Origin of the sequence: Klebsiella ornithinolytica NBRC 105727 = ATCC 31898 (genome assembly GCF_001598295.1) — a bacterium.
GTDB lineage: Bacteria > Pseudomonadota > Gammaproteobacteria > Enterobacterales > Enterobacteriaceae > Klebsiella > Klebsiella ornithinolytica.
The window spans coordinates 55,318-67,563 of record NZ_BCYR01000014.1 but is presented as its reverse complement, the minus strand read 5'-3'; the positions used below and the strand labels follow the sequence as shown (position 1 = coordinate 67,563).

The following is a 12,246-nucleotide window of genomic DNA, read 5'->3' as shown; positions in this document are numbered from 1 at the left end:
CTTGAATTTGCACCAGGTCACAAATTCCCAATTAAAACCCTGCGGTTGTAAAACCGGTACCAGCGTGCGTGATTACTGGGTTTTCCCTTGTTCACTGGTCTAAAAAATGGCTTTCACTCCATTTTTTTGTAGTTGTATGTTTTTATTAAGTTAATTTCAGGACAATCTTATAAATAATCGTTTTGGCGTATTTGTGTCATGAGGCAGAGTTATTTTTACACAATGCTTATTTTTATTTCGTGATAATTGCGGAATGGTGTTTTATCCAACGCTTTGTCTCGGCCTGTAACAAATATTCTTCTGATGGTGATGAACAATATAGTGTTTCTGGGTGGTGAATTTTCCAGCATGTTTCTGGCGGAGAGCTACCGTTATAGTGGCCACGATCACACTTTTCGCTCATCCCTGCTGCTCCTCCCTGTCTAATCCCCATCGGGATGAGGACGTTGCTTCAGGAGGTCGGCACACTAACGCCAACGTTTTAGTAAAGGACCCGGATTTCTTATGTCACAGACTTCTTTTAATAAAGATCAGTTTCAGGCTGCACTGACCCGTCAGTGGCAGCATTTTGGCTTACAGTCCGCTTCTGAGATGACCCAGCGTCAGTGGTGGCACGCCGTAAGCGGTGCGCTTGCCGAGCTGTTGGCCGCTCAACCGGTGGCGAAACCCGCCAAAGGGCAGCGTCACGTCAACTATATCTCTATGGAGTTTTTGATCGGTCGTCTGACCGGCAACAACCTGTTGAATCTGGGTTGGTATCAAGGGGTGAGCGATGAGCTGAAGGCTCATGACATTTACCTGACCGATCTGCTGGAAGAAGAGATTGATCCGGGCCTCGGCAACGGCGGTCTGGGCCGTCTGGCGGCATGTTTCCTCGACTCCATGGCGACCGTTGGCCAGTCGGCAACCGGCTATGGCCTGAATTATCAGTATGGTCTGTTCCGTCAGTCTTTCGCAGATGGCCAGCAGGTTGAAGCGCCGGATGACTGGGGGCGTAGCCGTTACCCGTGGTTCCGTCATAACGAACAGCTGGATGTGCAGGTTGGGATCGGCGGTAAGGTCAGCAAAAGCGGCGCCTGGGAACCGGCGTTCGTGATTACCGGCCAGGCCTGGGATCTGCCGGTGCTGGGGTATCGTAATAACGTCGCGCAGCCGCTGCGTCTGTGGCAGGCGACCCATGCTCATCCATTTAATCTGACCAAATTTAACGATGGCGATTTCCTGCGCGCAGAGCAGCAGGGTATCGACGCGGAAAAACTGACTAAAGTGCTTTACCCGAACGATAACCATCAGGCAGGGAAAAAGCTGCGCTTAATGCAGCAATACTTCCAGTGCGCCTGTTCGGTTGCCGATATTCTGCGTCGCCACCATCTGGCGGGTCGTAAGCTGGCAGAACTGGCGGATTACGAAGTGATCCAGCTCAACGATACCCACCCGACCATCGCCATTCCTGAACTGCTGCGCGTGCTGATCGATGAGCACCAGCTGAGCTGGGATGACGCCTGGGCCATTACCAGCAAAACCTTCGCCTACACCAACCATACGCTGATGCCTGAAGCGCTGGAGTGCTGGGACGAGAAGCTGGTTAAAGCCCTGCTGCCGCGTCATATGCAGATCATCAAAGAGATTAACGACAGATTTAAGAAGCTGGTCGAGAAAACCTGGCCTGGCGATAAGCAGGTGTGGGCAAAACTGGCGGTGGTGCATGATAAACAGGTTCGCATGGCGAACATGTGTGTGGTCAGCGGCTTTGCGGTCAACGGCGTTGCCGCGTTGCACTCCGACCTGGTGGTGAAAGATCTGTTCCCGGAATATCACCAGCTGTGGCCGAATAAGTTCCACAACGTGACCAACGGCATTACGCCGCGTCGCTGGATTAAACAGTGCAACCCGGAACTGGCTGCGCTGCTGGATAAGACGCTGAAGAAAGAGTGGGCTAACGATCTCGACCAGCTGATCCATCTGGAGAAATATGCTGACGATGCGGCGTTCCGCCAGACCTACCGTGAGATTAAGCTGGCTAACAAAGTTCGCCTGGCTGAGTTTGTTAAGACGCGTACCGGTATCGAGATCAACCCGCAGGCGATTTTCGATATCCAGATTAAGCGTCTGCACGAGTACAAGCGTCAGCATCTCAATCTGCTGAACATTCTGGCGCAGTACAAAGAGATTCGCGAAAACCCGCAGGCGGACCGCGTACCGCGCGTGTTCCTGTTCGGGGCGAAAGCCGCACCGGGCTACTACCTGGCGAAGAATATTATTTTTGCTATCAACAAGGTGGCGCAGGCGGTGAATAACGATCCGCTGGTGGGCGACAAGCTGAAAGTGGTCTTCCTGCCGGATTACTGCGTCTCTGCGGCGGAAATGCTGATTCCAGCGGCGGATGTCTCTGAACAGATCTCCACGGCGGGGAAAGAAGCCTCCGGTACCGGCAACATGAAGCTGGCGCTGAACGGCGCATTGACCGTCGGGACCCTGGACGGTGCGAACGTTGAAATCGCCGAACAGGTCGGCGAAGAGAATATCTTTATCTTCGGTAATACCGTTGAAGAAGTTAAGGCGCTGAAAGCGAAAGGTTATGACCCGCTGAAATGGCGTAAAAAGGACAAGCTGCTGGATGCGGTCCTGAAAGAGCTGGAAAGCGGCAAGTATAGCGATGGCGACAAGCATGCTTTCGACCAGATGCTGCACAGCCTGCTGAAAGGCGGCGACCCGTACCTGGTGCTGGCTGACTTCGAAGCGTATGTTGCTGCGCAGAAGCAGGTGGATGAGTTGTACCGCGATCAGGAAGCCTGGACTCGTGCGACGATTCTGAATACCGCGCGCTGCGGCATGTTCAGCTCCGACCGCTCAATTCGCGACTATCAACAACGTATCTGGCAGGCAAAACGCTAAGGACAGGCCTATGGAGACTAAACGCCTTGATAACGCCGCGCTGGCGGCGGGAATAAGTCCCGACTACATCAATGCGCACGGTAAGCCGCAGTCGATTGCTGCGGCGACTAAACAACGTCTGCTGGATGCGATGCATCGTACAACAACCGCCACGAAAGTGGCGGTTGACCCGCTGCCGCCGGTGCAGGTTTTCACACACGGCAAGAAAATGTCGCTGCCGGTAGCCGGCCGTGGGGAATTCCAGTGGATCCTCACCACCGAAGAGGGGAAACAGTATCAAGGCAAAGTGCGTGGAGGAGAGCCCCTCCCGCTGCCGGCCAAACTGCCGGAAGGCTATCATTCGCTGACCCTGACTCAGGATGGCGAACGCTGGCATTGTCGGGCGATTGTGACGCCGGTGCGTTGCTATGAACCACAGGCCCTGAAAGAGGGGCAAAAACTGTGGGGCGCCTGCGTACAGCTTTATACGCTGCGCTCGGAGAAAAACTGGGGAATCGGCGATTTTGGTGATTTACGCGCGATGCTGCCGGAGATTTCCCGGCGCGGCGGCGCGTTTATCGGTCTTAACCCGATTCATGCGCTCTATCCGGCAAACCCGGAGAGCGCCAGCCCTTACAGCCCATCCTCACGCCGCTGGCTGAACGTTATCTATATTGACGTTAACGCGGTCGATGATTTTCGTCTGAACAAAGAGGCGCAGGCCTGGTGGCAATCACCGGAGACGCAGCGGGCATTACAAGCCGCGCGTCAAACCGAGGATGTGGATTATACCGCGGTGACCGCGTTGAAAATGACCGCGCTGCGCATGGCCTGGAAGCGATTTTCCACCCGTCACGATGAGGCGATGGCGGAGTTCCGTCAGTTCGTGCTTCGTGAAGGCGAAAGCCTGTACTGGCAGGCGGCGTATGATGCCCTGCACGCCTGGCACGTACAGCAAGATCCGCTCCGCTGGGGCTGGCCTGCCTGGCCAAAAGCGTATCAGGATATCAGCAGCCCGGAAGTGAAAGCATTCTGCACCGAGCAGGCCGACGAGGTGAGTTTCTACCTCTGGCTGCAGTGGCTGGCGTATTGCCAGTTCGCCGAATGCTGGCACACCAGCCAGCACGACGCGATGCCGATTGGTCTGTACCGCGATCTGGCGGTGGGCGTGGCGGAAGGCGGTTCGGAAACCTGGTGCGACCGCGAGCTGTATTGTCTGAAAGCCTCCGTCGGGGCGCCGCCGGACATTCTTGGCCCGCTGGGGCAAAACTGGGGTCTGCCGCCGATGGATCCGCATATCATCGTCGCCCGTGCCTATGAGCCGTTTATCGAGCTGCTGCGTGCCAACATGCAAAACTGCGGTGCATTGCGCATCGACCACGTGATGTCGGTTCTGCGTCTGTGGTGGATTCCGTATGGTGAAACCGCTGACCACGGCGCCTATGTGCAGTACCCGGTCGACGATCTGCTGTCGATTATGGCGCTGGAGAGTCAGCGTCATCGCTGTATGGTGATTGGCGAAGATCTGGGTACCGTCCCGGTGGAGATTGTCGGCAAGCTGCGTAAGAGCGGCGTCTATTCCTACAAAGTGCTCTATTTCGAAAATGACCATGAGAAGACGTTCCGCGCGCCGCAGACGTATCCGGAACAATCAATGGCGGTGGCGACAACGCATGACCTGCCAACGCTGCGCGGTTACTGGGAAAGCGGAGACCTGACGCTGGGTAAATCGTTAGGTCTGTATCCTGATGAAGTGGTTCTGCGTGGCCTGTATCAGGATCGTGAACGGGCGAAACAGGGGCTGCTGGATGCGCTGCATCAATATGGCTGCCTGCCAAAACGCGCCGGGCATAATGCCTCGCTGATGGCGATGACGTCGACCCTCAATCGCGGGATGCAGCGTTACATTGCGGACAGCAACAGCGCATTGTTGGGGTTACAGCCGGAAGACTGGCTGGAAATGGCGACCCCGGTCAATATCCCGGGCACCAGCAGCGAATATCCGAACTGGCGGCGTAAGCTCTCCACGACCCTTGAGCAGATGTTTGCCGATGAGCGGGTGAATAAGCTGATTAAGGATCTGGATAAGCGGCGCAAAGCGGTCGCTAAGAAGAAATAGTGTCGCCGTTTCCCCGGTGACGCCGGGGAAACGCTGTGAAAAAAGCCAATAAAAAGGCCGGGTCGCGTATGCGGACCCGGCCTTTTTTATGCTGACGCCTGGCTTACACCACCATCCCCAGCAGCAGACAGCCAACCAGGCCGCAGACTGAGATAATGGTTTCCAGCACCGACCACGACCGGATGGTCTCGCCGATGGTGAGGTTGAAGTATTCCTTAAACAGCCAGAATCCCGGATCGTTCACGTGAGAGAAGATAACGCTGCCGGAACCAACCGCAATGACCATCAGTTCCGGGCTGACGCCGGTGGTGGCAATCAGCGGTGCGGCAATCCCGCCGGCGGTGATGGCGGCAACGGTCGCAGAACCGAGCGCAATACGCAGTACCGCCGCGATAGACCAGGCCATAAACAGCGGGGACATGTTGGATTCATGCATGATAGAGGCGATGTATTTATCCATGCCGCTATCCACCAGCACCTGTTTGAAGGCGCCACCGCCGCCGATGATCAACAGCATCATAGCGATAATTTTGATCGAAGAGGTCAGCGTGTCGTTGATCTGCTCCATGGAACGTCCACGGTTCAGGCCGAAGGTGAACAGGGCGATGAGAACCGCAATCAGGGTCGCCATTACCGGGTCGCCGAAGAACTCGGCAACCGGCAGGAAGGCGTGGCCTTTCGGCAGGATCATCTCGGCAACGGCGCGCATCGCCATCAGGATCACCGGTACCAGTGAGGTCCAGACGCTGACGCCAAAGCCCGGCATCTCTTCTTCGGTGAAGGTTTTCGGGTTGTGCAGACCTTCCGGAATCGGTTTATCGATGCCTTTCAGGAAGCGAGCGAAAACCGGACCGGCAAGGATAACCGTCGGAATAGCCAGAATCGTACCGTACAGCAGGGTCTTACCCATATCAGCATGGAAGATTGTGGCAATCGCCGTTGGGCCCGGGTGCGGAGGCAGGAAACCGTGAGTCACGGAGAGCGCGGCCGCCATCGGAACGCCGACGTACAGCAGCGGGATGCGGGCAGACGCGGCAATGGTGAACACCAGCGGCAGCATCAGGACGAAGCCCACTTCGTAGAACAGCGCGAAGCCGACGGTAAAACCGGTCAGCACGACGGCCCACTGGATGTGCTTTTTACCGAACTTAGCGATTAAGGTTGTGGCAATGCGCTGAGCGCCGCCGCAATCCGCCAGCAGCTTACCGAGCATAGCGCCAAAGCCCATGATCAGCGCGAGGCTGCCGAGGGTTCCCCCAACGCCGTTTTTAATGGATACGATGACTTTATCCAGAGGCATGCCTTGCATAAGTCCGACGGCGAGTGCCACCAGAACCAGAGCGATGAAGCCGTTCATTTTGAAACGGATCATCAGCAGTAACAGCAGGGCAACCCCGATAGCAACGATGACTAATGGCATAATTTACCTGGCCTTACATTTGTTATGGGTAACGTCAAATTTCAATCTTTTTCGTTTGCTCTGCCTGAGCCGGCAAACGGTATGGCGCCATAAAATCGACTATCACTCCTGTAGGAAAGGATAGCTGGCTATTTTTATAGCAGCGGTGCCTGAAAGAGATGATACGGGTAACATAGGCGGGTTGAGAATCACCCGCCGGGGTAAAATTTTAAATATGAGACTTAAGTCATACTCTTTCCCGGGTTTTTACCGGGTGGCTCAGGGGGAAATGTTGTGCGGTAACATTGACAGGGGCGGCCCGGCCGGGCAAATGCCGCCGGGCTTAACATCGGGAAGAGGGGCGTACTTAGTAGTAAGAGTGCTCGCCGCGCTGGTGTTCGGTCAGATCGCGCACGCCTTTCAGCTCAGGGAATTCGTTTAGCAGCTGTTTCTCGATCCCTTCTTTCAGGGTCACATCGACCATTGAACAGCCGTTACAACCGCCGCCGAACTGCAGGATGGCCAGACCGTCTTCGGTGATTTCCATCAGCGTGACGCGTCCGCCGTGGCCGGCCAGCTGTGGGTTAATCTGGGATTGCAGCATGTATTCAACGCGTTCCATCAGCGGAGCATCGTCGGAAACTTTGCGCATCTTGGCATTCGGTGCTTTCAGCGTCAGCTGAGAGCCAAGCTGATCGGTGACGAAGTCAATTTCAGCGTCTTCCAGATACGGCGCGCTGAGTTCGTCGACATACGCAGTCAGTTGCTCAAACTTCAGCGCCGTGTCGGTGTCTTCCACCGCATCCGGTGGGCAGTAGGATACGCCGCACTCAGCGTTTGGGGTGCCGGGATTAATCACAAATACGCGAATTTGTGTCCCTTCTTCCTGATTTACCAGCAATTTGGCAAAGTGCGCTTGTGCAGCATCGGAAATACGGATCATAGCGTTGGCCTAATAGTTGACTATTTTACTTGGTTATAATACGCCCATCAGCAGGGGTCTACAAGGTACGGCATATACACCATACCTGAACCGTCGCGGCGCCGTTTTGCAAAAGCAGGCGGGATATTTCAGCGACGGTGCTTCCGGTTGTGACGACATCATCCACAATGGCGATATGGAGGCCGCGCACCGATATTTCAAGCTGAAAGGCATTTTTCAGGTTCTGTTTACGCAAGCGTGCGGAGAGATGGTGCTGGGTCGCAGTGCGTCGGTTGCGCCGCAAAGCGTCATGGTGCCAGGCGCACTGCAGCCAGTGCGCCAACGGTCGGCATAGCAGGTCGCTTTGATTGAAGCCTCGCCGCCATTGACGTCGCTGCCACAGCGGGACGCTGACGAGACGGTCTGGCCGGGGAAATCCTTCCCTCTGGCGAACGCGTAACAGCAGCAGACGGGCCAGCGCTGGCGCCAGCTCCGGTCGACGGGAAAACTTAAGCTGATGTATCAAACCGCTCAGCGGTGGCCGGTAATCATTGACCGTCACCAGCCGTTGCCACGGCGGAGGATCCCGCAGGCAGCGGCCGCAGGAGACTCTGCTGACCGCTGCAGGCAGCCCGCACCGTGGGCAAAGCGAATGGGCAAACGCCAGAGAGGTGGCGCAGCGGGAGCAGATTCCCCAGCGGGCGATCGCCACCGGCATTTGGCATAGCCAGCATAAGCTGTGTGCTGTTAGCATATTTCACCTCGTAATGGTGGAAAGAGAACAGTAACTGATGAACGACATCTGGTGGCAAACCGTGGGGGAAGGAAATTGTCATCTTGTGCTCCTGCACGGATGGGGGCTGAATGCCAGGGTATGGGATTGCGTGACGCCGGAACTGGCCTCGCACTTTACCCTGCATCTGGTTGACCTGCCGGGCTATGGTCGTAGCAGCGGCTTTGGCGCCCTGTCGCTGGAGGAGATGGCGCAGCAGGTACTGAGCCAGGCCCCGGAGCAGGCTATCTGGTTGGGCTGGAGCCTGGGTGGGTTGGTGGCCAGTCAGATTGCCGTGCAACATCCCGGGCGCGTACAGGCGCTGGTCACCGTGGCCTCTTCGCCCTGTTTTGGCGCCGATGGCGACTGGCCCGGGATCAAAGCGGAGGTGCTGAGTGGGTTTCAGCAGCAGCTGAGCCAAGATTTCCAGCGCACCGTGGAGCGGTTTCTGGCGCTGCAAACGATGGGGACGGAAAGCGCTCGTCAGGATGCCCGGGCGTTGAAAAGTACCGTGCTGTCGTTGCCGATGCCATCCTCAGAAGCGTTGAACGGCGGGCTGGAGATCCTTAAAACGGCCGATTTACGCCAGCCGCTGGCCGCATTCACACAGCCATTCCTGCGGCTGTATGGCCGACTGGATGGCCTGGTGCCGCGCAAAATTGTTCCGGTTCTGGATGCATTATGGCCGCAGAGTGAATCCATGGTCTTTGAAAAAGCGGCCCATGCCCCGTTCATCTCGCACCCGCAGGCGTTCTGTGAGCCACTGGTGGCGTTGAAAAATCGCCTGCGCAATTATTTTTAGCAGGCTGTGGCAAAAATCCCGACCATAGCAATACTTAGGTTGTCACGGGGAGCATGCGTTTCTGTCGCCGCCGTGGCCTATAAAAACAACCTTATGGAGAGTTGAGGCTATGAAACTTATTACGGGTATTGTTGCATCTCTGGTGATTGGGTCCCTGTCTTTTGGCGCGTTTGCAGCGAAAGAGATTCAAAAAGATGAAGTGGCGTCAATGAAGCTGACGAAAATCGGCAGCATTACGACCTCAAAAACAACGTCACCGATGGATGCAAAGCGCGATCTGTCGAAGAAGGCGGATGAGCTGGGCGGCAAGTACTTTGTGGTGATTGCCGGTTCGAAAAACGAGAAAACCGTTCACGCAAACGCCGACGTCTACAAATAAGCAAAAGCGGGTCTCAGGACCCGCTTTGGTTTTATTGCTCATAGGCTTATTGCCCAGCGGTATCAGCGCAGCGCCCACCACTCTTGCAAGCAGGCTTTTCCCTCAGGGCAACTTTTGCAGCTGCCGGACAAACAGCCGTTCGCGTCTTCCGTTATGCGCACGGCTTTCCCCATGGCTTCCAGACGACTCAGCATGGCATCGACCAGCGGCTGCGGAGCATGCAGGCGAGCGCTGAGCTGTGTCGCCTGCATACGCCCCTGCAGGGCCAGCATATCGCGTACTTCAATCAACGACGCCATGATAACTCCTTAGTGACAATCACCTGCCGGACTCTGGCAGCAGGATGACGGCGTTTTACGCGTCGCCAGCAGGGAGACATCAACCCGACTGCGTGCCCGGCGTAACAGAGCAAAGACCATGATGTTAAACAGCACCACCGCCAGGATACACACCAGACTGTAGCGCGGATGCTGGCTGAAACTCACGGTCTGGTAGTACAGCGTAGAGAGCGAGTAGGCGATGTTCAGTCCCCATAAGATGGAGAATGACATCCAGCCGCGGCTGGATTCGCGAGCGATAGCCCCCATCACCGAGATGCACGGAATATAGAGCAGAACGAAAATCAGGTAGCTGTAGGCGGCCGCCGCGCTGCCGAATTTGCTGCCCATGACCCCCATGGCGCCGGTTTCCATTTCACCATCGCCTTTGCTGGCTTCGATAGGGTTAGCCAGAACGCTCAGGCTGAAGGTATCTTTCAGGCTCTGCCAGGTTTCGTCCAGCGCGGCCAGCAGTTCGTCGCCGAGGTGGAACTCCTGCGGATTAAACGCTTCATTCTGAATATCTTCGGCGGTGTAGAGCGTGTTCAGCGTCCCGACGACCACCTCTTTCGCCATTGCGCCGGTAAACAGTCCGACGGTGGCCTGCCAGTTATCTTCATGCACGCCAATAGGTTTAAAAATCGGCGTGATAATACGACTGACGGAGGCCAGCGCCGAATCGTTAATGTTGTCCACCAGCTTACCGTTAAGCGAGAAGCTGTTCAGGGCGCTAAGGAAGATACTGACGATGACGATAACTTTACCCGCGCGCAGCACAAAGCCTTTCAGCCGTTGCCAGGTCTGGATGACCAGACTTTTGATATGCGGGACGTGGTAGACCGGTAGCTCCATTACGAACGGCGATGCTTCGCCGCGCATAATGGTGTGTTTGAGCATCAGGCCGGTCAGGATAGCCATCACGATCCCGAGCAGATACAGCGAGAAGACCGCCAGCGCGCCATTCTGACCAAAGAACGCGGCGGCGAACACGGCGAAGATCGCCAGGCGCGCGCCGCAGGACATAAACGGCGCCATCATGATGGTCATCAGGCGTTCGCGCGGTGCATCCAGCGTGCGCGCCCCCATCACCGACGGCACGTTGCAGCCGAAGCCGACAATCAGCGGCACGAAAGATTTCCCCGGTAGCCCCAGCGCCTGCATCAAGCGGTCCATGACGAATGCCGCTCGCGCCATATAGCCGGAATCCTCAAGGAAGGAGAGGAACAGATACATCATGCCGATTTGCGGCACCAGCGGCAGCACGGTGTTGATACCGCCGCCCAGCCCCTGGGCAAGGAAAACGGTTAGCCAGTCCGGGAAATGCAGGGTATAGCCCAGCCACTGAATGCCGTGAATAAAGATAGCCACGGACCCGGCGTCAAAGATGGGTTGTAACGCGCCGCCGATGTTGATCGCCAGCAGGAACATCAGGTACATGACAAATAAGAAGATGGGCAGCCCCAGCACGCGGCTGAGGATGATTTTGTCCATCGCGGTGGTGAAACGACTCGGTTCAGCGGTGAGCGTGTTGCTGACGGCGTCGCAGATGGCGGCAATGCTCTGATAGCGAGCATCCGCGATGTGCAGCGCCGGATCGGCAATTTCCGCACTCAGATTCGCCAGGGCATCGTCGAGCTTATGCGCGGCGTTTCCGGCGTACTCGCGGCTGTAAATATCGCCTTCCAGCATCTGCAGACCCAGCCAGCAACGCTGACGTTGCGGAATTTCTGGCGCCATCTCCTGAGCCAGCTTTTCGGCTTCACGCAGCAGCGGCTGCGGGTAGTGCACCAGCTCAAGCGACGTATTTTGCTGGTGGCGGTCGACGGCCATTTTTAAGGCTTCGATACCGCGTCCGCGAGTCGAGACCAGCGGGATCACCGGGCAACCCAGGCGGGCTGCCAGCGCGTCAACGTCGATCCGGATTTTTTGCTTTTCGGCAATATCCAGCATATTCAACGCAACGATGCAGGGGATGCCCAGCTCCAGCAGCTGCAGCGTCAGATAGAGGTTGCGTTCCAGGTTTGAGGCGTCGACCACGTTAATCAGCATGTCGGCATCGCCGCTGAGGATATAGTGACAAGCGATCTGCTCATCTAAAGAGGTCTGTGAAGAGATCGTCGTCAGCGAATAGGTGCCGGGCAGGTCTACCAGCGTGACCTGGTGGTCGGTGGTGGTAAAGGCTCCTTCTTTGCGTTCGACGGTGACCCCGGCCCAGTTGCCGACGCGCTGACGAGCGCCGGTAAGCTGATTAAATAATGTTGTTTTGCCGGAGTTCGGATTACCAATTAAACCAAGAGTTAACTTTTTCATATTTCAGACTCTGAGTACCGGGTCAGGTGTTATTGTGCAACCGCTTCCAGTTCTATTAAATCGAGATCTTTTTTGCGTAATACCAGACTTACACGTCGGGTTTCGATATGCACGGGATCGCCGAGCGGCGCGACGCGGACCACATTAAAAGAGGAACCTGGCAGCATGCCAAGAGACAATAGTTTCTGACGATAAGCCGGACTAATATCACGAGAGAAACCCGTGATTTTCCACGCACTATCAGGAGTGAATTGCATAGGGCCTACCTGTAATCGCTAACTGAACGAGAGTTTACCGTGTGCGGTCATCGCACAGTACCGGGGAGCATAGTCAACGGAGAAGAAGATATATT

The 12,246-nt window shown here is 56.1% G+C and carries 10 protein-coding genes; 4 read left to right on the top strand and 6 right to left on the bottom strand.

Annotated features, from left to right (window positions below):
• Positions 1-504: 504 nt before the first annotated feature.
• Positions 505-2,895 (top strand): maltodextrin phosphorylase, encoded by a 2,391-nt coding sequence (gene malP, locus ROR01S_RS21865; protein WP_064359878.1) that lies wholly within the window; start codon positions 505-507, stop codon positions 2,893-2,895.
• Between the two features lie 10 nt (positions 2,896-2,905).
• Positions 2,906-4,993 (top strand): 4-alpha-glucanotransferase, encoded by a 2,088-nt coding sequence (gene malQ, locus ROR01S_RS21860; RefSeq protein ID WP_064359877.1) that lies wholly within the window; start codon positions 2,906-2,908, stop codon positions 4,991-4,993.
• Between the two features lie 103 nt (positions 4,994-5,096).
• Here malQ and gntT read toward each other — a convergent pair whose 3' ends face one another.
• The 3 genes from gntT to gntX form a co-directional block, all read right to left on the bottom strand.
• Positions 5,097-6,413: a gluconate transporter gene (gntT, locus tag ROR01S_RS21855; RefSeq protein ID WP_015585607.1), complete on the bottom strand. Its 1,317-nt coding sequence runs from the start codon at positions 6,411-6,413 to the stop codon at positions 5,097-5,099.
• 346 nt (positions 6,414-6,759) lie between these two features.
• Positions 6,760-7,335 (bottom strand): Fe-S biogenesis protein NfuA, encoded by a 576-nt coding sequence (gene nfuA / locus ROR01S_RS21850; RefSeq protein ID WP_004868496.1) that lies wholly within the window; start codon positions 7,333-7,335, stop codon positions 6,760-6,762.
• A gap of 58 nt (positions 7,336-7,393) precedes the next feature.
• On the bottom strand, positions 7,394-8,068 hold the full coding sequence (gene gntX, locus ROR01S_RS21845) for a DNA utilization protein GntX (RefSeq protein ID WP_004868494.1): 675 nt from the start codon (positions 8,066-8,068) through the stop codon (positions 7,394-7,396).
• A 37-nt stretch (positions 8,069-8,105) separates the two neighbouring features.
• On the opposite strand from gntX, the gene bioH reads away from it, so the two are divergent.
• Both bioH and ROR01S_RS21835 read left to right on the top strand, forming a co-directional pair.
• Positions 8,106-8,888, top strand: a complete 783-nt coding sequence (gene bioH, locus ROR01S_RS21840; protein WP_004868492.1) for a pimeloyl-ACP methyl ester esterase BioH — start codon at positions 8,106-8,108, stop codon at positions 8,886-8,888.
• Between the two features lie 109 nt (positions 8,889-8,997).
• Positions 8,998-9,267: a YdgH/BhsA/McbA-like domain containing protein gene (locus tag ROR01S_RS21835; RefSeq protein WP_004868491.1), complete on the top strand. Its 270-nt coding sequence runs from the start codon at positions 8,998-9,000 to the stop codon at positions 9,265-9,267.
• Positions 9,268-9,329: 62 nt separating this feature from the next.
• Here ROR01S_RS21835 and feoC read toward each other — a convergent pair whose 3' ends face one another.
• From feoC to feoA, 3 genes are read right to left on the bottom strand one after another with little or no spacing between them, the layout of a single operon-like run.
• Positions 9,330-9,566: a [Fe-S]-dependent transcriptional repressor FeoC gene (gene feoC / locus ROR01S_RS21830; protein WP_015585608.1), complete on the bottom strand. Its 237-nt coding sequence runs from the start codon at positions 9,564-9,566 to the stop codon at positions 9,330-9,332.
• Between the two features lie 9 nt (positions 9,567-9,575).
• Positions 9,576-11,894, bottom strand: coding sequence for a Fe(2+) transporter permease subunit FeoB (gene feoB / locus ROR01S_RS21825; RefSeq protein ID WP_015585609.1), 2,319 nt, complete (start codon positions 11,892-11,894; stop codon positions 9,576-9,578).
• 29 nt (positions 11,895-11,923) lie between these two features.
• Positions 11,924-12,151: a ferrous iron transporter A gene (gene feoA / locus ROR01S_RS21820; protein WP_004868486.1), complete on the bottom strand. Its 228-nt coding sequence runs from the start codon at positions 12,149-12,151 to the stop codon at positions 11,924-11,926.
• Positions 12,152-12,246: the final 95 nt, after the last annotated feature.

Coding starts and splice junctions, on each gene's coding strand:
- malP (WP_064359878.1), top strand. CDS start 505: ATGTCACAGACTTCTTTTAATAAAGATCAGTTTCAGGCTGCACTGACC.
- malQ (WP_064359877.1), top strand. CDS start 2,906: ATGGAGACTAAACGCCTTGATAACGCCGCGCTGGCGGCGGGAATAAGT.
- gntT (WP_015585607.1), bottom strand. CDS start 6,413: ATGCCATTAGTCATCGTTGCTATCGGGGTTGCCCTGCTGTTACTGCTG.
- nfuA (WP_004868496.1), bottom strand. CDS start 7,335: ATGATCCGTATTTCCGATGCTGCACAAGCGCACTTTGCCAAATTGCTG.
- gntX (WP_004868494.1), bottom strand. CDS start 8,068: ATGCTAACAGCACACAGCTTATGCTGGCTATGCCAAATGCCGGTGGCG.
- bioH (WP_004868492.1), top strand. CDS start 8,106: ATGAACGACATCTGGTGGCAAACCGTGGGGGAAGGAAATTGTCATCTT.
- ROR01S_RS21835 (WP_004868491.1), top strand. CDS start 8,998: ATGAAACTTATTACGGGTATTGTTGCATCTCTGGTGATTGGGTCCCTG.
- feoC (WP_015585608.1), bottom strand. CDS start 9,566: ATGGCGTCGTTGATTGAAGTACGCGATATGCTGGCCCTGCAGGGGCGT.
- feoB (WP_015585609.1), bottom strand. CDS start 11,894: ATGAAAAAGTTAACTCTTGGTTTAATTGGTAATCCGAACTCCGGCAAA.
- feoA (WP_004868486.1), bottom strand. CDS start 12,151: ATGCAATTCACTCCTGATAGTGCGTGGAAAATCACGGGTTTCTCTCGT.